Source organism: Nonomuraea sp. NPDC051941 (assembly GCF_044593615.1).
In genome coordinates, this window is record NZ_JBIUCF010000030.1 from 12835 (window position 1) to 37467 (window position 24633).

The window sequence follows — 24633 nt, forward strand, 5'->3', positions numbered from 1 at the left end:
GCCAGTCCCCAGGGAGGTTCGAGAGTGTTCAACTCCGCCGACGACGTCCTGAAGTTCATCAGTGACGAAGGGGTGCAATTCGTCGATGTCAGGTTCACCGACCTGCCGGGGACGACGCACCACTTCACCTTCCCGGTAGAAAATTTCAGCGCGAGCGTCTTCACCGACGGACTCATGTTCGACGGCTCGTCGATCCGCGGTTTCCAGGCGATCCACGAGTCCGACATGCTTCTGCTGCCCGACCCGTCCAGCGCCGTGGTGGACCCGTTCCGCCAGCACAAGACGCTCAACCTGAACTTCTTCGTGCACGACCCGCTGACCGGCGAGGCCTACAGCCGCGACCCGCGTAACGTCGCGCGCAAGGCCGAGGAGTTCCTTCGGGGCACGGGCATCGCCGACACGGTCTACTTCGGCCCTGAGGCCGAGTTCTACATCTTCGACGACGTGCGCTTCGAGACGAAGCAGAACGCCGGCTACTACTACATCGACTCCATCGAGGGCGCCTGGAACACCGGCAAGGCCACCGAGGGCGGCAACCTCGGTTACAAGCCGCGCTACAAGGGCGGCTACTTCCCGGTCCCGCCGATGGACCACTTCACCGACCTGCGCTCCGAGATGGTGCGCAACCTCATCGAGTGCGGCATCGACGTCGAGATGCAGCACCACGAGGTCGGCACGGCGGGCCAGGCGGAGATCGACTTCAAGTTCGGCACGCTGCTCAAGACCGCCGACAACCTGATGCTGTACAAGTACATCATCAAGAGCACGGCGCTCGAGTACGGCCACACGGTCACGTTCATGCCCAAGCCGATCTTCGGTGACAACGGCTCCGGCATGCACTGCCACCAGTCGCTGTGGAAGGACGGCTCGCCGCTCTTCTACGACGAGGTCGGCTACGCGGGCCTGTCCGACACGGCCCGCTACTACATCGGCGGCCTGCTCAAGCACGCGCCGTCGCTGCTGGCCTTCACCAACCCGACGGTCAACTCCTACCACCGCCTGGTCCCCGGCTACGAGGCCCCGGTCAACCTGGTCTACTCCCAGCGCAACCGTTCGGCCTGCGTCCGGATCCCGATCACGGGCTCCAACCCGAAGGCCAAGCGGATCGAGTTCCGGGTGCCCGACCCGTCCTGCAACCCGTACTTCGCCTTCGCGGCGATGCTGATGGCGGGCATCGACGGCATCCGCAACAAGATCGAGCCGCCGGAGCCGGTCGACAAGGACCTCTACGAGCTGCCGCCGGAGGAGGCCCGCAACATCCCGCAGGTGCCCGGCTCGCTCACCGACGTGCTCAACGCGCTGGAGGAGGACCACGACTACCTGCTCGAGGGCGGCGTCTTCACGCCTGACCTGATCGAGACGTGGGTCGCGTACAAGCGGGAGAACGAGGTCGACCCGATCCGCCTGCGCCCGCACCCGCACGAGTTCGAGCTGTACTACGACGTGTAGTCCGGCCCGCACACGGCGAACGGCCCGGGACCGATCACGGTCCCGGGCCGTTTCACGTCGCGAAACGTCACGCCGGGAACTCGAACCGGGGCTCGGACGGGCCGAGGATCGCGGAATCCGGTGTCACGGGCCAGACGGCGGCCAGCTCGTCCGAGAGCGTGGCCAGGAGGGAGTCGACGTCCTTCCCGGCCGTGTCGTGCAGCGCCTCGGCGACGATCAGGACGTCGGTGGTCGTGTCGCGGACGGCCGAGAGGCCGCTCTGGCGGTTGGTCCAGCGGCGGGCGTGCGCCCTGCCCTCCGCGTCGGCGAAGATCACCTCGCCGGGCGGCGGGTGCTCGGTCTCGCCGGAGAAGGTCAGGTACGTCTCGTCGCCCGCCGCGTACCTGACCTCCACGTACTGCGTGATCTTGGAGACGTCGAACACCGCCACCGGGATCGCGTACGCGATGGAGACCGCGTTGCAGAGGTCGATCAGCGGGTGCAGGCGCGGCAGCGCGCCTTCCTTCCTGAAGCGGCGCAGCAGGGACTCCGAGGCGCAGCGGTACTGGGTCGGCTTGAGGCCCATCTTCGAGAACGCCCGCCGCCACGCCTGGATCTCCGGCAGCTCGCCTTCCGAGGAGGTCGCGAGCCGCTCCGCGGCGAGCTCGCCGAACCGGGAGACCTGGTCGTCGACGGAGACGTCCGCCGAGACGCCCGGCGCGACGAGCACGCCGGGCACGAGCTCCGGGAAGTCCCGCCAGATGTCACTCGAATGCTGGAAACGCACGGTCCACCTCGCCATTCCCGGACAAACCCCAGCCGATCACGATACCCGCATCGTCAGGTCAGGGCGGCCGTGCGGGCGCGCCAGGCGCCCGCCGCGTAGCACAGGCAGGTCAGGGCCGTCAGTACGGCCGCCGCCAGCAGGGGCCGGCCGACCACGCCCATGACCGCCACGCCGAGGGTCGCGCCGGCCTGGCGGAACGCGTTCAGGACGCCGCCCGCGGTGCCCGCCGTCCCCGGCGGAGCGCTGTTGACCATGCCCGCCATCAGCGCGGGCAGCACGAACGACAGCCCGAACCCCATCACCACCAGCCACAACGCCAGCGCGTCCGCGAGGGCGACCCCCGCCAGGCCGGTCGCGAGCAGGGTGAGGCCGCACAGGATCGGCGGGCGCGGGCCGTAGCGGGCCACCAGGCGGCCGGTGAGCAGCGGGTTCACGGTCATGGGGAGGGTGAGCGGCAGGAAGGCCAGCCCGGCGGCCAGCGGGTCCAGATGGCGGGTGTCCTGCAGCAGGAGGGTGAGGACGAACAGGGCGCCGGAGAAGGCGAAGTTGGCCACCGTGCCGGCGAGCAGTTCGGGCCAGGTGGCGGCGAGCAGGCCGCCGGGCAGCGCGGGGGCGTGGCTGCGGCGCTCCACCGGCACCAGCGCGGCCAGTACGGCCACGGCCGCGACGCCCGCCAGGACCGAGGGGCCGATCAGGGCCTGCGCCACCAGGCCCAGGAACGCGCAGGCCAGCGCCTGGACCCGCCAGTCGATCCCGCGGTGGCCGCGCGGCGAGCTCACCCGGCGCATGGCCAGCAGGCTGATCAGGGCGAGGGGCGGGTTGAGCAGGAAGACCGCGCGCCAGCCGTACAGGTCCACCAGGAGACCGCCGAGCAGCGGGCCGGCGGCGAGCGCGGTGCCGGTGATGGCCGCCCACAGGCCGGTGGCGCGGGCGCGGGCGGCCGGGTCGGGGAAGAGCTGCGGGAGCAGGCCGAGCGAGCCGCCCGTGCAGAGCGCGCCCGCCACACCGAGCAGGGCCCGCAGCCCGACCAGCACGCCCAGGTGCGGCGCCGCGGCGCTCAGCAGCGAGATCGCGCCGAACGCCACCACGCCGGCCTTGAAGACCCGGGCCGCGCCGTACCGGTCGGCCACCGCTCCCCCGACGAGCAGCGAGGCGGCGAAGGCGACCGTGTACGCGTTCACCGCCCACTGCTGCCCGGCCAGCGAACCGCCGAGCGAGGCCCGCAGATCGGGCAGCGCGATCGTCAGCACGGTCGTGTCGAGGATCACGAGGAAGTAGGCGAGGGAGAATCCGAACATCATGCGCCTCAGCCTGCTGAAACGCCACATCCACCCTCAACAGGCGCGACCTCAGGGGGCGTTCGGGAAAACCGTATGCTGGCGGTCATGGACTTGCGGCAGTTGCGGGGGTTCGTCGCGGTGGCGGGGACGGGCACCGTCACCGGGGCGGCGAACAGCCTCGGCCTCGCCCCCGCGTCGGTGTCGGAGCAGGTGCGCCGGCTGGAGCGGAGCCTCGGGGTCGCGCTCTTCGAGCGCACGCCCCAGGGCATGCGGCTGACCGAGCAGGGCGCCACCTTGCTGGCGCGAGCACAGGGGCTGCTCGACCACGCCGACGAGGTGCGCCGCGCCGTCACCGGGCAGCGGCGCAAGGTGCGGATCGGGGCGCTGGAGATGCTCGCCGCGGCCAGGATGCCCGCCGTGATCCGCCGCCTGTCGGAACGCCGTCCCGACCTGGACGTGGACGTGCGCTCGCACACCAGGCAGTCGCTGCTGGCCGGGGTGGCGGGCGGCGAGCTGGACGCGGTGCTCCTGCTGGACACGGGCCTGCGGATCGGCGGGCTCGGGTTCACCGTGCCGCACGACCCCGGCTCCGGGCCGATGACGCCCGATCTGGACTTCCTGGACGTGGGTGAGGTCGGGCTGGCGCTGGTCGCGGCGCCGGACGGGGATCGGGAGCCGCTGCTGGTCAGCCCGCCGGGCTGCTCGATCCGGCTGGCCGCCGACCGGGCGTTCGGCGCGGAGGTGCCGCGCAGGGAGCTGACCAGCATCGCCACCGCCCGCGAATGGGCCAGGCAGGGGCTCGGCAGCGCGCTGCTGCCTGACTTCGCGCTGGAGCCGGACCTGGCCTCCGGCGCGTTGGTGCGGCTCGGCTTCGAGGCTCCCGCGCTGGCGCTGCGGCTGGTCTGGCTACGCGGCCGCGAGCCCGCTCTGCGCGACGTCCTCTACGCCATGAGCGCCCCTACGGGCGCTTGATGTGGTACGCCACGTGCGGGAACAGGGGGTGGTCCGACGCCAGCCGCGAGTAGCCGAAATCGGTCAGGTGGGTCATGCCCAGGCGCTTCATCACGGCCTGGGAGCGGGTGTTGCTCTTGGCCGTCATGGAGACGATCTCGTCCAGCCCGGCCTTCTCGAACGCGTGCCCGAGCACCTCCCTGGCCGCCTCGGTGGCGTACCCGTGGCCCCAGGCGGGCCGTGCCAGCCGCCATCCGATCTCCCAGGCGGGCAGGAACGGCGCGTCGAACGTCTGCCAGATCAGGCCGGCGAAGCCGATGAACTCGCCGCTCCCGCGCACCTCCAGCGCCCACAGCCCGTAGCCGTGCTTGTCGAACTCCTCCTCGATCCGGTCGACGAAGTGGTCGCTCTCCGGGCGGGTGAGCGGGGCGGGGAAGTGCTCCATCACCTCGAGGTCGGCGTTCATCGCGGCGAATGGTTCCCGGTCTTCGTCGCGCCATCTGCGCATGATCAAACGCTGGGTCTCCATCCCACCCACGATAGGCCCGCCCGCGCCTTTCCCACCGACGTCCCATCCGTCCTTCGGGGAGAAGGGAACGATCGGTCGGAAGAGGGACGAGGCCGTGCGCGCAGAAGGGAGGCGCGTGGGGCAGGGCGGAGGCCAGGCAGGGCCACGGCGTAGGGGGCGGGGGCTACAGGACGCGGCTGAGGAAGGCCTTGGTGCGGGGGCTGGTGGGGTTGTCGAGGACCTCCTTCGGCGTGCCCGACTCGACCACGACGCCGCCGTCCATGAACACCACCCGATCGGCCACCTCCCGCGCGAACCCGACCTCGTGGGTCACCACGATCATGGTCAGCCCGTCCTCCGCGAGGCTCTTCATGGTGGCCAGCACCTCACCCACCAGCTCCGGGTCCAGCGCGCTGGTCGGCTCGTCGAACAGCATCAGCTTGGGCCGCATCGCCAGCGCCCTGGCGATCGCCACCCGCTGCTGCTGCCCGCCGGAGAGCTGCCTGGGATAGCTGCCCGCCTTGTCCTCCAGCCCCACGCGGCGCAGCAGGCCGAACGCCCGTTCCCGGGCCTGCTCGCGCGACTCGCGGCGGACGCCGACCGGCGCCTCCATGACGTTCTGCAACACCGTGAAGTGCGGGAACAGGTTGAACTGCTGGAAGACCATGCCGATCTCCCGGCGCTGGCGGGTGATGTCGCGCTTGCGCAGGTGCCGCACCTTGCCGCCGGACGCCTGGAACCCGATCAGCTCCCCGTCCACGAAGATGGAGCCGCCGTCGATGGTCTCCAGGTGGTTCACGCAGCGCAGGAACGTCGACTTGCCCGACCCGGAGGGGCCGAGGATCACCACGACCTCCCCCGCCTGAACGTCCAGGTCGATGCCCTTGAGGACCTCGAGGTGGCCGAAGTGCTTGCGTACGGCGTGGGCGTGGACCATGGGGACGGTCATGACGTCACCTCCGGGGGACGGCGCCGGCGGAAGGTCAGGAAGGCCCAGAAGCTCTGCGGCGCGTGCCTGGTGGCCCCGCGGGCGTAGTGCCGCTCGATGAACGACTGGCCGACGTACAGGATCGAGGTGATGACCAGGTACCAGACGCAGGCGACGATCAGCAGCGGGATGGTCTGGAAGGTGCGGTTGTAGATCGACTGCACCGTGTACAGCAGGTCGGCCAGGGCGATGACGCTCACCAGCGACGTGGCCTTCAGCATGCTGATCACCTGGCTGCCGGTGGGCGGGATGATGAACCGCATGGCCTGCGGCAGCACGATCCTGCGGAAGGTGCGCGCGTTGCTCATGCCGAGCGCCGAGGCGGCCTCGGTCTGCCCGGGGTCCACCGACATGAGGCCGCCGCGGATGATCTCCGCCATGTACGCGCCCTCGTTCAGCCCGAGCCCGAGGATGGCCGCGAGCAGCGGGGTGATGACCAGGTTCGTGTCGGCGCTGATGAACTCCGGGCCGAACGGGACACCGAGGGAGATCTTGGGCAGCAGGTACGACAGGTTGTACCAGAGCACGAGCTGCACCAGCACCGGCGTGCCGCGGAAGAACCACACGTAGAGCCCGCAGGCCGCCCGCGCGACGGGGTTCTCGGAGAGCCGGCCGATGGCCAGCAGCACCCCGAGCACCACGCCCACGAACATCGCGATCACGGTGAGCAGCAGCGTGGTGAAGACGCCCTGGCCGATGACCTGCGCGTTGACGTACTTGAAGACCACGTCCCACTGGAAGTTGGGGTTGGTGACCAGCAGGCTCACGAGCTGGGCGGCCAGCACCAGCAGGATGATCGAGGCCACCCAGCGCAGCGGATGGCGCGTGCGGGACGCGCCCGCGACGTCGACGTCCGGCAGTCCGCTCATGACCCCGCCAGGTTGACGCCGGCCTTGTCCAGCTTGTTGTCGGAGGTGCCCCACTTGTCCATGATCTTGGCGTAGGCGCCGTTGTCGATCAGCTTCTGGATGCCGTCCCTGACCACGTCACGCAGCGGCGAGTCCTTGCCGACGACGGCCCCTTGGAAGAGGTCGTCGAAGCCGTTGGCCTGCCCCTTGCCCGCCAGCTCCAGCTTGCCGCCGGACTGCGACACGAAGTACGTGAGCGGCGCCTGCGAGGAGAAGAACGCGTCGGCCCGGCCCGAGCTGACCGCCAGCACCGAGGTGGGCTGGTCCTTGTACGACTGTACGGTGATCTTCGGCTTGCCGTCCTTGGCGCAGGTCTCGGACTGGTTCTTGATCACGGCTTCGGCGGAGCCGCCGGCCATGACCGAGATCTTCAGCCCGCACGTGTCGGCCACCGAGTTGATCTTCTTGGGGTTCCCCTTCGGCACGGCGAAGACCACGAACTCCTTGACCCAGTCCACGAAGTCGTTGGACTTCTGCCGGTCCGGGAAGTCGCCCACCGGGCCGATGGCCAGGTCGTAGCGGCCCGACGCGATGCCGGTGAGCTGGCTGGGCAGGCCGTCCACGGTGACGTGCTCGATCTTGACGCCGAGCACCTGGCCGAGGGCCTCCGACAGGTCGGCCGCGGCGCCGGTCATGGACTTGCCGTCCGCCCCGGCGATCTCGTACGGCGGGAACGAGCCGTTGTTCACCGAGACCAGCTTGCCGGCGGTCTTCACCTTGTCGGGCAGCCGGTCGTACAGGGCCTGGTCCTTGCCCTGGGCGGCCACAGTGCCGGAGGGGGCGGACTGGGAGCTCAGCGCGCCCTGGGCCTCCTCCGGGTTGGCGCCGCAGCCGGCAATCAGGAGGGCGGCGCCGAGCAGGGCAGCCGTCGCGTGCTTAGACATGTCGCTCCAATCGGGGGTCGACGGCGAAGCGCCGGTTCTCGAGGACGGGGAGGCTGAGGCGGGCTCGCTCGAGCTCTTCCATGGAGGCGTCGGCCCAGAGCAGGCCCGGCGCGTCGCCGAGGCGGGCCCGGGTGATGCCGAGCGGGTCGACGACCATGCTCGCGCCGATGTTGCGGCGGCCGCACTCGCCGGAGGCGGCCAGGTACACGGTGTTCTCCAGGGCGCGGGCGGTCACCATGACCTCCCAATGCCATTCCTTGGCCGGGCCGCGCACCCACGCGGTGGGCAGCGCGATCACCTGGGCGCCCTGGTCGGCCAGGAGCCTGGCCAGCTCGGGGAAACGCACGTCGTAGCAGGTCATCATGCCGACCTTCCAGCCGGCCACGTCGATCACCACGGGCGCGTTCGTGCCGGGCACGACGTTGTCGGACTCGCGCCGGCCGAAGGCGTCGTACAGGTGCAGCTTGGTGTACGTCCCGACGATCTCGCCGTCCCTGGCGGCCACCAGGACGTTGAACACGCGGCCGTCGCCCGACGGGGTGTGCACGCCGACGATCACGGTGGTGGACGAGCCGCGCGTGCGCTCGACCAGCCCGCTGACGAACGGCCCGTCCAGCGGCTGTGCGGCCTCGCGGATGCGCGTCGGCTCGTCGACGAACAGGGCCATCGCGCCCTCGGGCAGGACCAGCAGGTCGGCGCCGCCCTCGGTGGCCCGGTCGATCAGGTCCTGGCAGGTCTTGAGGTTGTCCGTCCAGTCCTCCGAGGACGCGAACTGTCCAACGGCGATTCTCATATGTCGAAGACCTCCTCGGGTCGGATGCGGCGGTTCGAGATGCCCTGGGCGTGCAGTTCCTCGCAGAAGGCGGCGATCATGGCGGCGTTGGGCCCGACGCCGTACGGCATCCAGTCGGGGCCGAAGGTCCGCGCCGTCTCCGTCAGGTCGGCGAGCAGCCAGGGCGTGGTGTCGGTGAGCAGCCGCCGCCGGGCCAGCCAGTGCCGCTTGGAGCGTTCGAGCAGGTCCTGAACGGCCCGCGGCAGCCCAGGGTCGCGCTCGACGGCCTCGCGCTTCAGCGTCACGAGGTGGATGCCGGGCACGAAGCCGGTCTCCCGGTAGTAGGCCAGCTCGGCGGCGCGGTGGTCGGCGAGCAGGTGGCGGAAGCGGCTGTCCGGGGTGAAGAACTCGTCGGGCATGAACGGGGTCATGATCGCGTCGTAACGGCCCTCGGCGAGCCCTTCGGCGAGGCCGTCGCCGGTCAGCGAGACGTTGTCGGGGAACGGGACGGGGCCGACGCGGTCCTTGCCGGTCTCCCCGGCGACCAGCGGGCCGACCGTCCACTCGATGCCCCTGATGTCCACGCCGGCGGCCCTGAGCAGGGCGCGCGTCCAGGTGTTGCCGGAGTCCGGCCAGCCGGTCAGGCCGATGCGGGCGCCCTTGAGCTCCTCCAGCGAGGTCAGCTCGCTGTCGCGGCGGACCAGGACGCACCGGTGCCGGAAGCCCCGCATCACGAACACCGGCAGACCCACCAGGCGGTCGTCGCCCGCGGCGCGGCCGAGCACGTACCTGCTGAAGGACGTCTCACCGCCGTCCAGGCCCGGCTCGCTCAGGACGTCCGGGGTGACGGTGCGGGACTCGAGGTCCAGCTCGAACCCCTCGGGCCGCACCTCCCCCGTCGCCACCGGTACGAGATGGTCCCAATCCCGCAGACCCAACCGAATATGCACAAACACCCCAAAGTTCCCTTGCTTTGAATTGCTGGAAACCTTATGTTCAGGCAACGCCCCACACAAGACGATCTTTGTTGCTGAACAAAGATTTACAGGAGGTCATGTGGAATCCGCCTGGCTGGCGCAGCGCATCGGCGAGCCGACCGCACGCGGGATAGCCGCCGCCCTGACCGACCTGATCAGGCAGGGCACGGTCACCGCGCAGACGCGCCTGCCGACCGTGCGCAGCCTGGCCAGGGAGCTGGGCGTGAGCTCGGGGACCGTCGCGGAGGCCTGGTCGGAGCTGCGGCGGCACGGGATGATCCACACCGATCGCCGCCGCGGCACGGTGGTGCTCGGGCCGCCCGACGTGCCCCGTCCCATCCGTTACGAGCGCATCGGCCACTGGGGCGACCGGCTGGCGATCGACCTGGCCATCGCCTCCCCGGACCCGGCGCTGCTGCCGCCGCTGGAGGCCGCGCTGATCGCCGCGGCCGGCGCGGAGGGGCTCAACGACTACGCCCGCGAGACGATCACGCCGCGGTTGCGTGCCGCCGTGGAGCCGGACTGGCCGTTCCCGGCGCAGGGCTGGCTCGCGGTCGGCGGCGGATACGAAGGGGTGCAGCTGCTCTGCCAGACGACCGCGCTGCCCGGCGACCGGATCGCGATCGAGGAGCCGACCGCCGCCCGGCTGCTGGACATCCTGGAGACGATCGGCGTCCAGATCGTCCCGGTGGCCTGCGACGAGCAGGGGCCCATCCCGGAGTCACTGGCCAAGGCGCTGCGGGCCAGGCCGGTGGCGTTCGTGTACCAGCCGCGCGGCCAGTCGCCCTGCGGCCACGCCGTGACCGCCGAGCGCTCGGAGGAGCTGGCCGCCCTGCTGGAGCCGACCTCGACGCTCATCGTGGAGGACGACGGGATCGGCGAGCTGTCGGTCTCGCCGATGGTGAGCATGGGGACGCGCTTTCCCGACCGCACGGTGCTGGTGCGCTCGTACTCCAAGTCGCACGGCCCCGACCTGCGCATCGCGATCATCGGCGGGGCGGCGGACGCGGTCGAGCGGGTGCGCGTGCTGCGGAGCTTCGGCATCGGCTGGACCAGCAGGATCCTGCAGGACACGCTGGCCCACCTGCTCGGGGACGATGAGGTGCGCGAGCGCGTGGCGCACGCCCGCACGGTCTACGCCGGGCGGCGGGCGCGGCTGAAGTCGGAGCTGGCGGAGCGCGGCGTGCCCACCGGCGGCGGCGACGGGCTGGTCCTGTGGGTGCCGGTGCGCGAGGAGTCGGCGGCGCTGGTCACGCTGGCCGCGCACGGCATCTCCGTGGCGGCCGGCAGCCGGTACGTGATCGGCCCCGCGACCACGCACCACCTGCGCCTGGCCACGGCCCGGCTCACCGACGACCCCGGTGAGCTGGCGGCCCTGGCCGACGTGATCACCCTGGCGGCCAGGGGCGGGCTCAGCGGCGGCTCTTGATCCCGGTCAGGCGGCGCAGCACGTCCCACCAGAACGACGCCCCGAACAGCAGCGCCACGTACGTCAGCAGGAAGCCGGGCCAGTGGCTGGGCGTGGTGATCCGCTGCCACCACAGGCCGCCGTTCCAGTGCACGGACGGGTCGCCCTCCGCCGGGATCGACACGCTGACCAGCGCATGGTCGAGCATCTTGACCAGCGCGGGCTGGCTCAGCGTCTCGGTGACGCACGGCACCGGGTCGCCGCCCGTACAGCGCGCCTTGAGCTCGTTGTACGCGTCCGTCCCCGACCCCGCCACGGCCGTCACCGAGGCGCGGAAGGCGTTGTCGCGCAGCAGCGTCTTGGCGTACTCCAGCCCGTCCATCGTGAACACCAGCGTCACGACCACGCCGAGCACGGCCACGACCCACTTGACGTAGCGCTTGTAGAGCATGGACAGCCGCTGCATCTCGCCGTCGAACCAGCTCTCCACCCCCTGCCGGAACCGGTCGAGGTCGCGCTGCGCGGTCTCCCACACGCCCTTGAGGTGGCCGTAGAGCGGGCTGCGCATGGCCTTGAGCTTCTCCAGGAACCCCTCGACCCCGTCCGGATCCCCCGCGGCCAGCTCCATCAGGGCCACCGCGAAGCGCGCGGGAGGGATGTTGGAGATGCTGGTACGGCCCTTCTTCGGATGGTCGATCCCCTGGACCCGCTGGTAGAGCAGGTTGACCATGGCGTCCTCGGCCTTGGTCTCCTGCGCCGGCAGCGCCCCCGGCTCGGGAGGCGAGGGCTGGTCGCTGTGCTTGGGCCGGGGGTCGCGTATGAAGGGCAGCGCCGCGAAGACGTCACGCACCTTGGCGGGCAGCCACGACCTGCCCTGCGCGTCGGAACCGTCCATGGTGTCCCTGAGGTAGGCCCACAGGAACTTGCTGCGGATGGCGAGCACCCGCACGAACGCCTCGTTGAGCCCGCTCACCAGCAGCGACAGCAGCAGGAACGACACCACCAGGCCCAGGGCCAAATCCACGTAAACGGATAACACGCGGGCTTTGATACACCCGTACGCGCCGCCGATCAAGCCCCGTAGAAAACTCTGTCCATCACTTGTCGTGCGCGGCGGGTCACGCGGCGGTAGTCGTCGAGGAAGTCCTCCGAGCCGTCCGGCGGGTAGCCGAGCGTCTGGGCGATCAGCTTCCGCTCGCCCGAGTCGCGCGGGACGCTGTCGCCCGGGCGGCCCTTGACCAGCATGATCGCGTCGCGGATGCGGGAGGCGAAGCGCCACGCCTCGACCAGCACGGCCTCGTCGGCCGGGGCGATCAAGCCCTCGGCCACGGCCGCGCGCAGGGCGTCGAGCGTGCGGGTGGTGCGCAGGGACCCCAGCGTGCCCGCGTACCGCAGTTGCAGGAGCTGGGCCACCCACTCCACGTCGGACAGCCCGCCGGGGCCCAGCTTGGTGTGCAGGCCGGGATCGGCGCCGCGCGGCAGGCGCTCGGCCTCCATGCGGGCCTTGAGCCGCCTGATCTCCCTGACCGCGTCGTCGTGCAGGCCGCCCTTCGGGTAGCGCAGCTCGTCGACCATCGAGGTGAACTCCCGCCCCAGCTCCGCGTCGCCCGCCGAGAACCTGGCCCGCAGCAGCGCCTGCGACTCCCACGGCGACGACCAGCGCGCGTAATAGGCGCGGTAGGAGGCCATCGTCCGCACCAGCGGGCCCTGGCGCCCCTCGGGACGCAGGTCGGGGTCGATGATCAGGGGCGGGTCGGGGGCGGGCAGCGAGAGCAGCCGGCGCACCTCGTTGGCCACGGCGAAGGCGGCGTCGGTGGCCTCGCGCTCCGCCACGCCCGGCAGCGGCGAGTGCACGAACATGACGTCGGCGTCGCTCGCGTAGGAGCTCTCCATGCCGCCGAGCCGGCCCATCGCGATAATGGCGAACCTCGTGACGCGGGGGACCTTGGCGAGGGCGACGTCGAGGGTGGCCTGGAGGGTCACGTCGGTCAGGGACGACAGGGCGCCGCCGACCGTCTCGATGTCGATGAGCCCGAAGATGTCGGCCACGGCCGTCCGGAACAGCTCTTTTCTCCGCAGCGCCCGCACGGCCGCGACGGCCGGCTCGGGGTCGCCCTGGTGCCTGGAGACCGCCGCCGAGGCCTCGCCGGCCAGCGACTCCCGGGAGCGCACGGCGAGCTCGTCGTCCGAGCCCAGCATCGCGACCGCCTCGGGCGCGTTCATGATCAGGCCGGTCGCGTAGCGGCTGGTGCCGAGCACGCGCGACATCCTGGAGGCCACCGCGGTCTCGTCGCGCAGCAGCCGCAGATACCAGGGGGTGCTGCCCAGCTTGTCGCTGACCTGCCGGAACCCGAGCAGCGCCGCGTCCGGGTCGGGCGTGTCGGCGAACCACCCCAGCATGACGGGCAGCAGCGTGCGCTGGATGGCCGCCCGCCTGGACACGCCCGCGCTGAGGGCGGCGAGGTGGTGCAGCGCGCCTGTGGGATCGACGTAGCCGAGCGCTTCGAGCCTGGCCTTGGCCGCCGTGGTCGACAGCCGCGCCTCCGACTCCTGCAGCCGCGACACCGCCTGGAGCAGCGGCCGGTAGAACAGCTTCTCGTGCAGCCGCCGCGCCTCCATGGCGTGCCGCCGCCACCGCGCCGTGAACTCCCCCACCGGGTCGGTCTGCATGCCGAGCGCGCGGCCCAGCCTGCGCAGGTCTGACTCGTCCGTGGGCACGATGTGGGTGCGCCGCAGCCGGTGGAGCTGCAGGAGGTGCTCGATCTGGCGCAGGTACGAGTACGCCTCCGCCAGCCCGCGCGAGTCGTCGCGGCCGACGTAGCCGCCCCGGGACAGTGCCGCCAGGGCGGGCAGCGTGGCCCTGCGGCGCAGCAGCGGGTCGAGCCTGCCGTGGACGAGCTGGAGCAGCTGCACCGCGAACTCGATGTCGCGCAGCCCGCCCGGCCCCAGCTTGAGCTGGCGGTCGCCCTCGGCCCGCACGTGGGCCTCGACCCGGCGGCGCATGGCCTGCACGTCCTCGACGAAGTGCTCACGCGTGGCCGCCGTCCACACGAGGTCGTTGACCGCCTCGACGTAGGCCGAGCCGAGCTCCATGTCGCCCGCGACCGGCCGGGCCTTGAGCAGCGCCTGGAACTCCCACGTCTTGGCCCAGCGCCGGTAGTAGGCCAGGTGGCTGCCGAGCGTGCGCACCAGCGGGCCCGACCTGCCCTCCGGCCGCAGGCCCGCGTCCACCTCCCACAGGGAGCCCTCGGACGTGGTGGCGGAGCAGGCCTGCATCATGGCCTGGGCCAGCCGGGTCGCGGTGCGCAGCGCCTTGGTCTCGTCGGCGCCCTCGCGCGGCTCCGCCACGAAGATCACGTCGACGTCGCTGATGTAGTTGAGCTCCCTGGCGCCGCATTTGCCCATGCCGATGACCGCCAGGCGTACCTCGCCGTCGTCGACCTCGGCCCGGGCGATGGCCAGCGCGGCCTCCAGCGCGGCGCCCGCGAGGTCGGACAGCTCCGCCATGACCTCGGCCAGCGTGGCCTCTCCCGTGAGGTCGCGGGCGGCCAGATGCAGCAGCCGGCCCCGGTAGGCCACGCGCAGCGCCTCCAGCGGGCGCTCCGCGGTGGCGGCCTCCCCCGGCTGCGCGCCGACCGCCTTGAGCAGCTCGGCCCGCGCGTCGCCCGGCAACGGCGCGGCCAGGAGCGCCACCTGGCCGGGGTGGCGCACCAGATGGTCGCCGAGTGCGGCGCTGACGCCCAGGACGGCCAGCAGCCTCGTACGCAGCCCCTCGTCGCGGCGCAGGACGTCGAGCACGGCGGGATCGCGCTCGGCCAGGCGGGTCAGCGAGACCAGCGCCTCGTCGGGGTCGGCCACGTCCACCAGGAACTCCAGGAGATCGTCCACTTCGGCTCCGGCCTGCCGGATGAGCTGGGCGGCCCTGGCGCCGTCGGCGAAGCCGAGCCTGGCCAGCCGCGCGGCGGTGGATTCGATCCTGGGCACCCCTCCATCTTGACAGGACTTCGGCCGTAGCATAGAAACGCAACGTTGCGTTGCATTCTAGGGAGGCGATCGGCGATGGTTCCGCCTGCCGTCACGTGGGGCCTGCTGGCCGCGTGGGCGGTGCACGACGTGGAGGAGCTGGCGACCATGGCGGGCTGGACGCGTTCGGCCCGGCCCCGGCTGGAGGAGCGGCTGCCGTGGGTGCCGTGGGAGCGGCTGGAGGTCTCGCAGCGGCACGTGAACGTGGCCATCGGCCTCATGGGCGGGGTGATGGCGGGGGCCTCGGCGCTGGGGGCGCGTACGGGCGGGCGGAGCCCGGTGTTCCAGGCGGCGCTGCTGGGGTTCGGGGCGCACGGGGTGATGCACCTGGCGCAGGCCGCGGTGACGCGGGGGTACACGCCGGGGACGGTGACCGCGCCCGTGGTGGTCATCCCGTTCTCGGTGTGGGCCTGGCGGCGGCTGCGGGCCGAAGGTGTACCCGTGCGAACGGGGGCGTCGGGCTGGGCGGGCCTGGCCGCGCTCCCGGTCGTGCTGGCCGGCGTGCACGCCGCGGCCCACGCCCTGACCCGGCCCCGCTCGGATAGGGCCGTTTGCTCGGACACGGCCGGGGCCGGGCGGACGCGGTGGTTCAGGCGCGGCCGCCTGTCCTGACTACCTCCGCGAACGCCTCCGCCACCGGCCGCCAGGTGGCCACGAGCTCGCTCTCGGCGGTCTTGACCGCGGTGTTGAGCTCCTCGGCCGCGTCCAGCCCCGACCCGTCGGTCCAGGACGTGAAGATCTCCGGCGTGGCCTCGGGGTGGAACTGGATCGCCCACGCGGCCTCCCCGAGCCGGTAGGCCTGGTTCGGGTACTGCGCCCCGGTCATCAGCGGCACCGCGCCGTCGGGCAGGCGCGTCATCGCGTCCTGGTGGTACTGGACGGCCACCGCCGTCCCGACCCCGGCCAGCAGCCGGTCATCGGCGGCCGCGGGCAGCGCGACCACCTCGCAGGCGCCCACTTCGAGCCCGTTCGTCCCCCGCTCGACGGTGCCGCCGCAGGCCATGGTCAATAACTGCGCCCCCAGGCAGATGGCCAGCGTGGGCGTGCCCTCCTCCACGGCCCGGCGCAGCAGGTCGCGGGTGGCGGGCTGCCAGGGGCTCCGCTCGTCCTCCCAGGCGGCCGCCGCGCCGCCGAGCACGATCAGCCCGTCCACCGGGCGCGCGGGGATCTCCTCGCCGAGGTACGGCCGGACGACGTCACAGGGCAGCCCCAGCCAGTCACCGAGGTATCCGAGCCCGGCCTCGTCCTCGTGCTGAACAACGGTTATACGCATATCAGGGCATTATCCGGAATATCACTACAATTCCCCACACCGCCCCCCCTGCCCGCCCGATCACCCGGATGCCTAAGCTCCGACCATGAGCTTCGAGTTGGACGATGTCGGCGGTCTGCGGATCGCCAGGTTCGGCACGGGACCGTGCACGATCATCGCGGTCCACGGGATCACGGCCTCCCTGATGGCCTGGGGCGCGGTGGCGCGGCGGCTGCCCGAGGAGTGGTCGATGGTCGCCATGGACCTGCGCGGTCGCGGGCACAGCGCCTCGCTGCCCGGGCCGTACGGGCTGCCGAGGCACGCCGAGGACGTCCTGCGCGTCGCCGACCACGTGGGGGCGGGCCCGGACGCGGTGCTGACGGGGCACTCGATGGGCGCGTACGTGGCCGCCCTGGCCGCCGCGGAGCGGGACTTCGCGCGGGTCGTGCTGGTGGACGGCGGCCTGCCCTTCCCCCCGCTGCCCGAGGGGGTGGACGCCGACGAGGCGATGGAGGCCACGCTCGGGCCGGCGCTCGCCCGGCTGCGCCAGACGTTCCCCACCGCGGACGCCTACGTCGACTTCTTCAAGGCGCATCCGGCCTTCGCCGGCCACTGGAACGCCGACGTGGAGGCGTACGTCCGCTATGACCTGACGGGCCCGGACGGGGCGCTCAGGTCGCGGGTGGCCCCGGAGGCGGTGCTGCAGGACGGACGCTGGCTGCGCCTGGAGTCGGAGGCCATCGCCGCCGCCCTGACCGCCATCACGTCACCGCTCTCCCTCCTCAGGGCGCCGCGCGGCCTGCTCAACCAGGACGTCGGCATGCTGCCCGACGACCTGGTCCGCCCCTGGTCCGCCCGCCTCCCTGGGCTGCGGGACGAGGTGATCCCGGACTGCAACCACTACACGATCCTGTTCGACGACCGCTGCGTCTCGTCCGTCGTCACCCACCTCACCGGCTCCGCCTGACAAAACGCGGAACGGCCCCCGAGCCGTGCTCAGGGGCCGTTCTCCGAGATCGCCGGGACCGCAGGTCAGCGTGGAGCGATCCAGGTGGCGCGGGCGGCGGCGACCAGCGTGCCGTCCGCCTCGTAGATGGCGCTCTGGCCGTACATCTTGCGACCGTCGCGGCCGGTCGGGCGGGCCACGACGGAGTAGCGGCCGCCGGGCTGGACCGGGCGGTGGATCTGCACGGCCAGGCGGCCGAGCAGCGCGCTCTCGCCCGGGCCGAAGTGGGCCCAGCCGGTGATGCAGTCGAGCACGGCGCCCACGATCGAGGCGGGCACGCCGTCCTCGCCCGTCACCGTGAACGGCACCCGCCAGCCGGCCGCCACCAGGTCCGTGCCCTCCACCGGGCCGGGGAAGATGCGCAGGCCGTCACCGGGCTCGCGCAGCCCGCAGGCGAAGCACTCGGCGAACGGGTGCGCCTTCAGGCCCACGAACCCCGCCTCGGCGCGGGCCGCGTCGTTGAACGGCACGAACCCCGGGCCCTCCAGGTCCTCGGCCACGGGGATGGCCTCGACCAGCAGCTTGTCGCCGTCGTAGAGGGAGACGGAGTTGGCGACGTGCTCCAGGCGCAACTCGGTTCGCAAAGGGGTCGGCGCATGCAACGTGACCTCGACCGCTGATCGGCCCCCGTTCAGCGCCTCCGCCATGGTGCCCGCGATCCAGCCGCCGTTGGCGACTCCCGCCGGGCCCCGGAAGCGCTCCGGAACCGTCAGCACTGTCTGCAGGGCAGACGTCGTCATGCCACACCCTCCAATATCGCCACATACGGCGACAAGTCCAGAAATGTCAATAGAAGCAGGCCGATTTTACTGGACGCCCGGTTTCACCAGATCTCGGGGGTCCTGAGGCTGATCGACACCACCACATAACGCCTCGAAGGGGCCCGAAACTTCCCGCCCACCGACACGCTATGCGCCACACATCGCCGGGATGTGACCCGGAGGTTAGAAGCAACGAAAATCGGCCCCACTCCGGGCTTCCCCGATGTGAGGCCGATCAAGGCGTTCCCTTTACCCTATCCCGGGTTTCCCTTGGCCCGTGACAAAACCGCCCGATCCCAAGTGCGCGTCCGGGGCCAACCTCGGAGAAGCTGTAAGCAACACGACAGAAGCGGGGGTGGGTCTGTGCAGGCGGCGAGGTTGCGGTTTCCGCCGGGGTCGCTGGTCATCTTGACGGGGTTGCCGGGCGCGGGGAAGACCACGCTGCTGCGGCGCCTGTACGGACTGCACGGCGCGGAGAGCCTGCCCGTCACCGTCGGCACGGTCGTGGTGATCGACACCTACCAGTCCAAGCGGCACTGGCACGAGCGGCTCGGCTGGGCCCCTGGCCCGTTACGCCGCGTTGTGGTCTTCGTCACCCACCTGAGCCGCATCCGCCGCGCCCTGGTCCTGGGGCACTCGATCATCGCCCACAACCGGGGCTGCGCGCCGTACGTGCTGCGGGGTTTCGCCTGGCTGGCCCGCAGGCACCGGGCGAGCTTCCACCTGCTCCTGCTCGACGCGCCGCCGGAGGAGGCGCTGGCGGGGCAGCTGGCCAGGGGCCGGGTGGTCGCGCCCAGGACGTTCGCGCGCCATCGGCGCAGGTGGGAGAGCCTGTCGGCCAGGGTGAAGTCCGGCGACCCCGGGCCCGCCACCGGCGCGTTCATCGTCGACCGGGTCCAGGCCGGGCTGCTCCAGGAGATCGTGTTCGACCGGACGCCGACACGCACGCGATGAGATTTCCGCGCGCCGGATGTCGATACGGCCGCACCGCGTTCGTGTGAGAGGCGACGGAAAGGAAAAGTCACATGAAGCAGTACGTGCTCAGCATGCAGCAGCCCGACGGGCCCCCGCCCCCGCCCGAGGTCCTGGACCCGATCATGCGCGACATCGGCGCCGTCGAGCAGGAGATGCGGGACGCGGGCGTCTGGGTCTTCTCGGGCGCGCTCCAGTCACCCTCCAGCGCCCGCGTGGTGCGGATGAGCGACGGCGAGCCGCTCACCACCGACGGCCCTTACGTGGAGGGCAAGGAGCACATCGGCGGTTTCACGATCATCAAGGCGCCCGACATGGACGCGGCCCTGGAATGGGCCCGCAAACTGGCGGGGGCCGTGGCCCTGCTGCCCATAGAGGTCCGCGAGTTTCAGGGAGCCGTCTAGAGCACCGGCAGGTAGCGGCCGAGCTCGAACTCGGTGACGTGCCGCCGGTATTCGCGCCACTCCGCGCGCTTGTTGCGCAGGAAGAAGTCGAAGACGTGCTCCCCGAGCGTCTCGGCCACCAGCTCGCTCTGCTCCATCACCGCGATCGCGTCGTTGAGGGAGCCGGGCAGCGGCTGGATGCCGAGGGCCCGCCGCTCGGCGCTGGTCAGCGTCCACACGTTGTCCTCGGCGGCGGCGGGCAGCTCGTAGCTCTCCTCGATGCCCTTCAGGCCCGCGGCCAGGATCAGCGCGAAGGCGAGGTACGGGTTGCACGCCGAGTCGAGCGACCTGAACTCGATGCGCGTCGAGCCGCCCTTGTGCGGCTTGTACATCGGCACCCGGACCAGGGCGGAGCGGTTGTTGTGGCCCCAGCACACGTAGGAGGGGGCCTCGCCGCCCTGACCCGCGATGGCCTCGGCGCCGCCCCAGAGCCGCTTGTAGGAGTTGACCCACTGGTTGGTGATGGCGGTGATCTCGGCGGCGTGCTTGAGCAGCCCGGCGATGAACGAGCGGCCGATCTTGGACAGCCGGTATTCGGACCCGGCCTCGTAGAAGGCGTTGCGGTCGCCCTCGAACAGCGACATGTGGGTGTGCATGCCGGAGCCGGGGTGCTCGGTGAACGGCTTGGGCATGAAGGAGGCCCAGATGCCCTGCTCCAGGGCGACCTCCTTCATGACCAGGCGGAAGGTCATGATGTTGTCGGCCGTGGTCAGCGCGTCGGCGTAGCGCAGGTCGATCTCCTGCTGGCCGGGGGCGCCCTCGTGGTGGCTGAACTCCACCGAGATGCCCATCGACTCCAGCATCAGCACCGCCTGGCGCCTGAAGTCGTGGCCCGCGCTGTGCGGCGTGTGGTCGAAGTAGCCGCCGGAGTCGATCGGCTCGGGCCGCTCGCCGGCCTCCGGGCGGTTCTTCAGCAGGAAGAACTCGATCTCCGGGTGGGTGTAGAAGGTGAAGCCCATGTCGGCGCACTTGGCCAGCGTGCGCTTGAGCACCCAGCGCGGGTCGGCGTGCGACGGCGAGCCGTCCGGCATCAGGATGTCGCAGAAGATGCGGCCCGCGCCCGGCGTCTCGCTGCGCCAGGGCAGGATCTGGAACGTGGCCGGGTCGGGCTTGGCGAGCATGTCGGACTCGTAGACACGCGCGAAACCCTCGATGGCCGAGCCGTCGAAACCTATGCCCTCGGCGAACGCGCCTTCGAGCTCGGCCGGGGCGATGGCCACTGACTTGAGGAAACCGAGCACGTCAGTGAACCACAGCCGGATGAACCGGATGTCGCGTTCCTCAAGCGTGCGGAGCACGAACTCCTGCTGGCGGTCCACAGCGTCCCCTCATATCTGTCAGTACCGGTACAGCTACCAGCATGCCGTGCCCGTGTTTCGCACACGTTACGGGGGGTGCCGGTGCGAGCCTCGCTGACAAAGGCCCCGCCCCGAGCTTACTGTGATCACGCAGTCAGTCTCGGGGGAGGCATTGGTGGCTATCGACCTGCTCAATCACAAGCTAGATCGGGCATTCGACCACATAGACGCGAGTGGCAACGGCGTCGTCGAGCGGGAGGACCTGCTGGGTCTGGGCGCCCGCATCCTGGTGGGCTTCGGGGAGTCCCCCACCTCGGTCACCGGGGCCAGCCTCGTCGACGGCTTCGACGAGATCTGGTCGGCGCTGTCGAAGGCGCTCGAGCGCGACATCGACTTCGGGATCGCGCGCCCGGACTTCCGGGCCGGAATGGTGGCGGCGTTCGTCACGGGCGACCAGTACGACGCGGTGTTCAGGCCCGCGACGGTGGCGGTCGCCGAACTGTGCGACGGCGACGGTGACGGGGAGATCGGCCCGGGCGACTTCCGCACGATGCTGAGCGCGTTCGGCGTGGCGTACGACGACGTCGACGCGGCCTTCGACCGCCTCGACCGCGAGGGCAGGGGCACGCTCACCGTGGACGAGCTGGTCCAGGCCGCCTCCGACTACTACCGCGGCGCCGACCCCAATGCCGCGGGCAACTGGCTCTTCGGCCCGCTGTGAGGGCGGGCGTGAGGACCGGCGAGAAGACCGCTGTGAAGAGCACTGCTGACACCACCGCGAGCACCACCGTGTTCGCGACGGTGCGTACCGCGCTGCGTTCGGCCCTGACCTCGGTGCTGCCGCTGCCGCGCAGGGGCGGCTCGGCCGCGATGGCGCTGCTGCCGCTCACCGAGCGGGTGCCCGCGATGGCGGCCCCGTGCCGGATGCACCCGGCCGTGTACGCGATCGAGGCCGCGGTCATCGACTGGGCCAGGAGAACCGGGCTGCGGGCCGCCCCGGGCGTGGGCTACCACCGGATGGCGGGCCGGGCGTTCGCCGAGTTCGACGCGGCCGCGGCGGCGCTGTTCGCGCAGTGGCTGACGTGGCTGTTCCACCTGGACGACGAGCTGGACGAGGGCTCCTGCCCGCTGGACATCTTCGACGGCATGCTCAGGGGCGCGGCCCGGCATCCGCTGGAGGCGGCGTTCGCGGACCTGTGGCGGGTGACGAGCGCGCGGATGAGCGACCGGTGGCGGGCCAGGTTCGCGGTCGGGTTGCGGCGCCAGCACGACGCGTGCCGTACCGAGGCCGACAACCGGGCGGCGGGCCGGATGCCGACGCTGGAGGAATATCCGGCGCTGCGCAGGGGCACCGTGGGGCCGTACCTCTATGACCTGGTCGAGCCGTGCCTGCGGGTCGAGGTGCCCGTGTGGGTGCACGAGTGCGAGCCGTGGCAGCAGCTGGTGAGCGCGTGCAGCGACGTCACGGCGTGGTGCAACGACGTGGCCTCCCGGCCGAAGGAGCGCGGCGACGTGCACAACTTCGTGGTGCTCGCGATGCGCCAGCTCGGGCTGGGCGAGCGGGAGGCGACGGCCTGGGTGCTCGACCGGATCGCCGCGCGCTGCCAGGACATGCACAAGGCCGCCAGGCGGCTGCCGCTGGACGATCTGGCGCCGAAGGAGGCGAGGGACGTCAGCAAGGTCGCCTGCGCGTACCTGGCGGCGCCGCGCGCCCACCTCGACTGGCTGCTGGAGTCCAAGCGCTACGCGTGACCCGCCAGCGTGTCGCCGGTGGGGGTGCGGCGGTAGACGACCTGTTTGCCGACCCGCATCCCCACCGTGAGCCCGCCGCCGCTGAGCACCCCGAGGTGCTGGCTGACCGCGCCGGGCGTGAGCGCCATGCGGGTGGCCAGGGCCGAGGTCGTGGCGGGCTCGGCGAGGGCGAGCAGGATCTGCGCCCGGCTCCTGCCGATCAGCGCGGCGAGCGCGCCGGGCGCGGGCGGCGGGCCCTGCTCCCACAGCGTGCCGACGCCGAGCACGGGGTAGACCAGCATCGACTGGTACGGCGCCGTCATCACCGCCACGGCGGCCGGTCCCCAGAACGCGCTGGGCACCAGCACCAGCCCGTCGCCGTGCAGGCCGCCCGCCTCGCACCAGGGCCGGTCGATGAGCAGCCGCTCCCCCGTCCACACCACGGCCGGATCGAGCGCGGCGAACAGCTCGCGCGCCCCGCCCTGGGCGAGCTGCCGTGACCGGCGCAGCACGTCCCGTTCGAGCAGCCCGTACACGCGGGGCCAGAACTCCGCGAAGCACGCCTCCCAGTACGCCTCCAGCGTGGCGGCGACCCTGGCCACGCCCGCCTCGGGGTCGGCCATGAACCGCTCCAGCACGGCCCGGTCGGTCCCCACGATCTTCGCCGCCTCCTCGCGGGCCTGCCCGGGATCCGCGCTCCTGACCCGCTCCAGCTCGGCGGCGAACTCCGGCATCGGCGTGTCGGGCGGCGGCGTGATGAAGTCGGCCATGTAGCCGGTCGCGGGCACGAGCGCGAACAGCTCGGCCAGGTCCAGCGCCGCCAGGCGGGGGCGTACGGCCTTGAGCCAGGGCAGGTGGATCGACTGCCTGGACGGCCCCTGGAGGGTGCGCAGGCTGGCGACCAGCTCCCACATCGGCGAGAACGCGAACCGGATCCGGGCCACGTCCTCCGGCTTCAGCATCCACTCGATCGGCATGATTTTAGCCTGCACTAAATCGTTCGCCCCCACAAACCCGGCATATCAGGCTTTGTCGCGTGTCGAGCACAACTCTTGAGCGAAAGTCGTTCTTCCGGTCCCAGATCGGCGGGCTGCCCCGCGCGTTCTGGGCCCTTTGGGGCGGCACGGTGGTGAACCGCCTGGGCACCATGGTCCTGCCCTTCACCGGCGTCTACCTGACGCAGAGCCGCGGCCTGTCGGTCGCGGCGGCGGGCCTGGTGATGGGCGTGTTCGGGGTGGGCTCGCTGCTGTCGCAGCTGGTCGCGGGGGTGCTCACCGACCGGATCGGGCGCCGCGCCACGCTGTCGGGCGGGATGCTGGCCACGGCCGCGACCATGCTGGCGCTCGGCTACAGCTCCTCGCTGCCGGCGGTCGTGGCCTCGATGCTCGTGCTCGGCCTGGTGATGGACATCTACCGGCCCGCCTCGTCCGCCCTCGTCGCGGACCTGGTCTCGCCCGAGGAGCGGCCCCGGGCGTACGGGCTGCTGTTCTGGGGGATCAACCTCGGGTACGCGGTCGGCGTGACGGCCGGGGGCTGGCTGGCCGGCCTCGGGTTCCTCTGGTTGTTCTGGATCGACGCGCTGTCCAGCGTGGTCTTCGCCGTGCTGGTGTGGCGGGCCGTCCCCGAGACCAGGCCGGCGGCGCGGGAGTCCGCGGGCGGGTTCGGCGTGGTGCTGCGGGACCGGGTGATGATCGGGTTCACGCTGGTGGCGCTGGGGAACGCGCTGGTCTACTCGCAGACGTTCACCATGCTGCCGGTGGCGATGACGAAGGTCGTGGGGCTGTCGGCCGGGGAGTTCGGGGTGGCCATGGCCCTGAACGGGATCCTGATCGTCATCGTGCAGCCCCTGGTGTCGGGGTGGCTGGGACGCCGGGACCCCGCCCGCATGTTCGCGCTGGGGCTGTCGGTGATGGCGCTCGGGTTCGCGATGACGGCGTTCGTCGAGACCACCTTCGGGCTGGTGGTGACGATCGTGGTGTGGACGGCGGGCGAGGTCATCACGGCGGGCATCCCGGGCGCGGTCGTGGCCACGCTGGCGCCGGCCGAGCTGCGGGGGCGGTATTCGGGGCTGTTCGGGTTCTCGTGGTCGCTGGCGGCGGTGCTGGCGCCGCTGATCGGCGGGCCGCTGCTGGAGATCGGCTCCCAGGCTCTGTGGTTCACGATCGGCGGGGTGGGGGTGCTGTCGGCCGCGGGCATGCTGCTGCTCGGACCCGCGATCAGGCGCCGCTGACGGCATCTCGGGTCACGGGAGACGCG

Annotated in this window: 24 protein-coding genes; 10 read left to right on the forward strand and 14 right to left on the reverse strand. The window is 71.6% G+C overall.

Going from position 1 to position 24633, the window contains the following annotated elements:
• The first annotated feature begins 24 nt into the window (after positions 1-24).
• Entirely contained in the window at positions 25-1449 is a 1425-nt protein-coding gene (gene glnA / locus ACIHFD_RS39780) for a type I glutamate--ammonia ligase (protein WP_350728806.1), read from the forward strand.
• Positions 1450-1516: 67 nt separating this feature from the next.
• On the opposite strand, the gene ACIHFD_RS39785 is transcribed toward glnA (ACIHFD_RS39780), so the two are convergent.
• Positions 1517-2215, reverse strand: a complete 699-nt coding sequence (locus ACIHFD_RS39785; RefSeq protein WP_397371341.1) for a B3/4 domain-containing protein — start codon at positions 2213-2215, stop codon at positions 1517-1519.
• A 53-nt stretch (positions 2216-2268) separates the two neighbouring features.
• On the reverse strand, positions 2269-3516 hold the full coding sequence (locus ACIHFD_RS39790; RefSeq protein WP_397371342.1) for an MFS transporter: 1248 nt from the start codon (positions 3514-3516) through the stop codon (positions 2269-2271).
• An 84-nt stretch (positions 3517-3600) separates the two neighbouring features.
• On the opposite strand from ACIHFD_RS39790, the gene ACIHFD_RS39795 reads away from it, so the two are divergent.
• Entirely contained in the window at positions 3601-4467 is an 867-nt protein-coding gene (locus ACIHFD_RS39795; RefSeq protein ID WP_397371343.1) for a LysR family transcriptional regulator, read from the forward strand.
• On the opposite strand, the gene ACIHFD_RS39800 is transcribed toward ACIHFD_RS39795, so the two are convergent.
• The 6 genes from ACIHFD_RS39800 to ACIHFD_RS39825 form a co-directional block, all read right to left on the reverse strand.
• Positions 4454-4975: a GNAT family N-acetyltransferase gene (locus ACIHFD_RS39800; protein WP_397371344.1), complete on the reverse strand. Its 522-nt coding sequence runs from the start codon at positions 4973-4975 to the stop codon at positions 4454-4456. The genes ACIHFD_RS39795 and ACIHFD_RS39800 overlap by 14 nt on opposite strands.
• A 163-nt stretch (positions 4976-5138) precedes the next feature.
• Positions 5139-5903 (reverse strand): amino acid ABC transporter ATP-binding protein, encoded by a 765-nt coding sequence (locus tag ACIHFD_RS39805; protein WP_397371345.1) that lies wholly within the window; start codon positions 5901-5903, stop codon positions 5139-5141.
• Entirely contained in the window at positions 5900-6811 is a 912-nt protein-coding gene (locus tag ACIHFD_RS39810; protein ID WP_397371346.1) for an amino acid ABC transporter permease, read from the reverse strand. Before ACIHFD_RS39810 ends, ACIHFD_RS39805 begins: the two co-directional genes overlap by 4 nt.
• On the reverse strand, positions 6808-7734 hold the full coding sequence (locus ACIHFD_RS39815) for an ABC transporter substrate-binding protein (RefSeq protein ID WP_397371347.1): 927 nt from the start codon (positions 7732-7734) through the stop codon (positions 6808-6810). The genes ACIHFD_RS39810 and ACIHFD_RS39815 overlap by 4 nt, the downstream gene beginning before the upstream one ends.
• On the reverse strand, positions 7727-8527 hold the full coding sequence (locus ACIHFD_RS39820; protein ID WP_357729342.1) for a deaminated glutathione amidase: 801 nt from the start codon (positions 8525-8527) through the stop codon (positions 7727-7729). Before ACIHFD_RS39820 ends, ACIHFD_RS39815 begins: the two co-directional genes overlap by 8 nt.
• Complete coding sequence (locus ACIHFD_RS39825; RefSeq protein ID WP_397371348.1) at positions 8524-9411, reverse strand: hypothetical protein; 888 nt, start codon at positions 9409-9411, stop codon at positions 8524-8526. The genes ACIHFD_RS39820 and ACIHFD_RS39825 overlap by 4 nt, the downstream gene beginning before the upstream one ends.
• A gap of 151 nt (positions 9412-9562) precedes the next feature.
• On the opposite strand from ACIHFD_RS39825, the gene ACIHFD_RS39830 reads away from it, so the two are divergent.
• Positions 9563-10912 carry a PLP-dependent aminotransferase family protein gene (locus ACIHFD_RS39830; RefSeq protein WP_397371349.1) on the forward strand — a complete coding sequence of 450 codons (1350 nt, stop codon included), beginning with the start codon at positions 9563-9565 and terminating at the stop codon, positions 10910-10912.
• Here ACIHFD_RS39830 and ACIHFD_RS39835 read toward each other — a convergent pair.
• Positions 10896-11930 carry a hypothetical protein gene (locus ACIHFD_RS39835; RefSeq protein WP_397371350.1) on the reverse strand — a complete coding sequence of 345 codons (1035 nt, stop codon included), beginning with the start codon at positions 11928-11930 and terminating at the stop codon, positions 10896-10898. The two genes, ACIHFD_RS39830 and ACIHFD_RS39835, sit on opposite strands and share 17 nt — an antisense overlap.
• 32 nt (positions 11931-11962) lie before the next feature.
• Entirely contained in the window at positions 11963-14908 is a 2946-nt protein-coding gene (locus ACIHFD_RS39840; RefSeq protein ID WP_397371351.1) for a bifunctional [glutamine synthetase] adenylyltransferase/[glutamine synthetase]-adenylyl-L-tyrosine phosphorylase, read from the reverse strand.
• Between the two features lie 42 nt (positions 14909-14950).
• On the opposite strand from ACIHFD_RS39840, the gene ACIHFD_RS39845 reads away from it, so the two are divergent.
• Positions 14951-15526, forward strand: coding sequence for an HXXEE domain-containing protein (locus ACIHFD_RS39845; RefSeq protein ID WP_397371352.1), 576 nt, complete (start codon positions 14951-14953; stop codon positions 15524-15526).
• Here the strand turns inward: ACIHFD_RS39845 and ACIHFD_RS39850 are convergent.
• The gene (locus ACIHFD_RS39850; RefSeq protein ID WP_397371353.1) at positions 15504-16187 is read right to left on the reverse strand and encodes a type 1 glutamine amidotransferase; all 684 of its coding nucleotides are present in this window, start codon (positions 16185-16187) and stop codon (positions 15504-15506) included. The genes ACIHFD_RS39845 and ACIHFD_RS39850 overlap by 23 nt on opposite strands.
• An 85-nt stretch (positions 16188-16272) precedes the next feature.
• Between ACIHFD_RS39850 and ACIHFD_RS39855 the strand changes: the two genes are divergently transcribed.
• Positions 16273-17133 carry an alpha/beta hydrolase gene (locus ACIHFD_RS39855; protein ID WP_397371354.1) on the forward strand — a complete coding sequence of 287 codons (861 nt, stop codon included), beginning with the start codon at positions 16273-16275 and terminating at the stop codon, positions 17131-17133.
• Between the two features lie 65 nt (positions 17134-17198).
• On the opposite strand, the gene ACIHFD_RS39860 is transcribed toward ACIHFD_RS39855, so the two are convergent.
• A complete protein-coding gene (locus tag ACIHFD_RS39860) occupies positions 17199-17912 on the reverse strand; it encodes a PaaI family thioesterase (protein ID WP_397371355.1) in 714 nt (237 codons plus the stop codon).
• A gap of 399 nt (positions 17913-18311) precedes the next feature.
• On the opposite strand from ACIHFD_RS39860, the gene ACIHFD_RS39865 reads away from it, so the two are divergent.
• Both ACIHFD_RS39865 and ACIHFD_RS39870 read left to right on the forward strand, forming a co-directional pair.
• Positions 18312-18887 carry an AAA family ATPase gene (locus ACIHFD_RS39865; protein ID WP_397371356.1) on the forward strand — a complete coding sequence of 192 codons (576 nt, stop codon included), beginning with the start codon at positions 18312-18314 and terminating at the stop codon, positions 18885-18887.
• Positions 18888-18958: 71 nt separating this feature from the next.
• Positions 18959-19309, forward strand: coding sequence for a YciI family protein (locus ACIHFD_RS39870; RefSeq protein ID WP_397371357.1), 351 nt, complete (start codon positions 18959-18961; stop codon positions 19307-19309).
• Here the strand turns inward: ACIHFD_RS39870 and glnA (ACIHFD_RS39875) are convergent.
• Positions 19306-20667 carry a type I glutamate--ammonia ligase gene (gene glnA, locus ACIHFD_RS39875; RefSeq protein ID WP_363963329.1) on the reverse strand — a complete coding sequence of 454 codons (1362 nt, stop codon included), beginning with the start codon at positions 20665-20667 and terminating at the stop codon, positions 19306-19308. The two genes, ACIHFD_RS39870 and glnA (ACIHFD_RS39875), sit on opposite strands and share 4 nt — an antisense overlap.
• Before the next feature lie 154 nt (positions 20668-20821).
• Here glnA (ACIHFD_RS39875) and ACIHFD_RS39880 point away from each other — a divergent pair, with 154 nt between their 5' ends.
• A complete protein-coding gene (locus tag ACIHFD_RS39880) occupies positions 20822-21367 on the forward strand; it encodes an EF-hand domain-containing protein (protein ID WP_363963327.1) in 546 nt (181 codons plus the stop codon).
• A 32-nt stretch (positions 21368-21399) separates the two neighbouring features.
• Positions 21400-22398, forward strand: a complete 999-nt coding sequence (locus ACIHFD_RS39885) for a terpene synthase family protein (RefSeq protein WP_397371358.1) — start codon at positions 21400-21402, stop codon at positions 22396-22398.
• Here ACIHFD_RS39885 and ACIHFD_RS39890 read toward each other — a convergent pair.
• Positions 22389-23354, reverse strand: a complete 966-nt coding sequence (locus ACIHFD_RS39890; protein WP_397371359.1) for a DUF5937 family protein — start codon at positions 23352-23354, stop codon at positions 22389-22391. The genes ACIHFD_RS39885 and ACIHFD_RS39890 overlap by 10 nt on opposite strands.
• A gap of 59 nt (positions 23355-23413) precedes the next feature.
• Here ACIHFD_RS39890 and ACIHFD_RS39895 point away from each other — a divergent pair, with 59 nt between their 5' ends.
• The gene (locus ACIHFD_RS39895; RefSeq protein WP_397371360.1) at positions 23414-24607 is read left to right on the forward strand and encodes an MDR family MFS transporter; all 1194 of its coding nucleotides are present in this window, start codon (positions 23414-23416) and stop codon (positions 24605-24607) included.
• The last annotated feature ends 26 nt before the right edge of the window (positions 24608-24633 follow it).

Coding starts and splice junctions, on each gene's coding strand:
- ACIHFD_RS39790 (WP_397371342.1), bottom strand. CDS start 3,516: ATGATGTTCGGATTCTCCCTCGCCTACTTCCTCGTGATCCTCGACACG.
- ACIHFD_RS39795 (WP_397371343.1), top strand. CDS start 3,601: ATGGACTTGCGGCAGTTGCGGGGGTTCGTCGCGGTGGCGGGGACGGGC.
- ACIHFD_RS39800 (WP_397371344.1), bottom strand. CDS start 4,975: ATGGAGACCCAGCGTTTGATCATGCGCAGATGGCGCGACGAAGACCGG.
- ACIHFD_RS39805 (WP_397371345.1), bottom strand. CDS start 5,903: ATGACCGTCCCCATGGTCCACGCCCACGCCGTACGCAAGCACTTCGGC.
- ACIHFD_RS39810 (WP_397371346.1), bottom strand. CDS start 6,811: ATGAGCGGACTGCCGGACGTCGACGTCGCGGGCGCGTCCCGCACGCGC.
- ACIHFD_RS39815 (WP_397371347.1), bottom strand. CDS start 7,734: ATGTCTAAGCACGCGACGGCTGCCCTGCTCGGCGCCGCCCTCCTGATT.
- ACIHFD_RS39820 (WP_357729342.1), bottom strand. CDS start 8,527: ATGAGAATCGCCGTTGGACAGTTCGCGTCCTCGGAGGACTGGACGGAC.
- ACIHFD_RS39840 (WP_397371351.1), bottom strand. CDS start 14,908: ATGCTACGGCCGAAGTCCTGTCAAGATGGAGGGGTGCCCAGGATCGAA.
- ACIHFD_RS39845 (WP_397371352.1), top strand. CDS start 14,951: ATGGTTCCGCCTGCCGTCACGTGGGGCCTGCTGGCCGCGTGGGCGGTG.
- ACIHFD_RS39850 (WP_397371353.1), bottom strand. CDS start 16,187: ATGCGTATAACCGTTGTTCAGCACGAGGACGAGGCCGGGCTCGGATAC.
- ACIHFD_RS39855 (WP_397371354.1), top strand. CDS start 16,273: ATGAGCTTCGAGTTGGACGATGTCGGCGGTCTGCGGATCGCCAGGTTC.
- ACIHFD_RS39860 (WP_397371355.1), bottom strand. CDS start 17,912: ATGACGACGTCTGCCCTGCAGACAGTGCTGACGGTTCCGGAGCGCTTC.
- ACIHFD_RS39870 (WP_397371357.1), top strand. CDS start 18,959: ATGAAGCAGTACGTGCTCAGCATGCAGCAGCCCGACGGGCCCCCGCCC.
- ACIHFD_RS39890 (WP_397371359.1), bottom strand. CDS start 23,354: ATGCCGATCGAGTGGATGCTGAAGCCGGAGGACGTGGCCCGGATCCGG.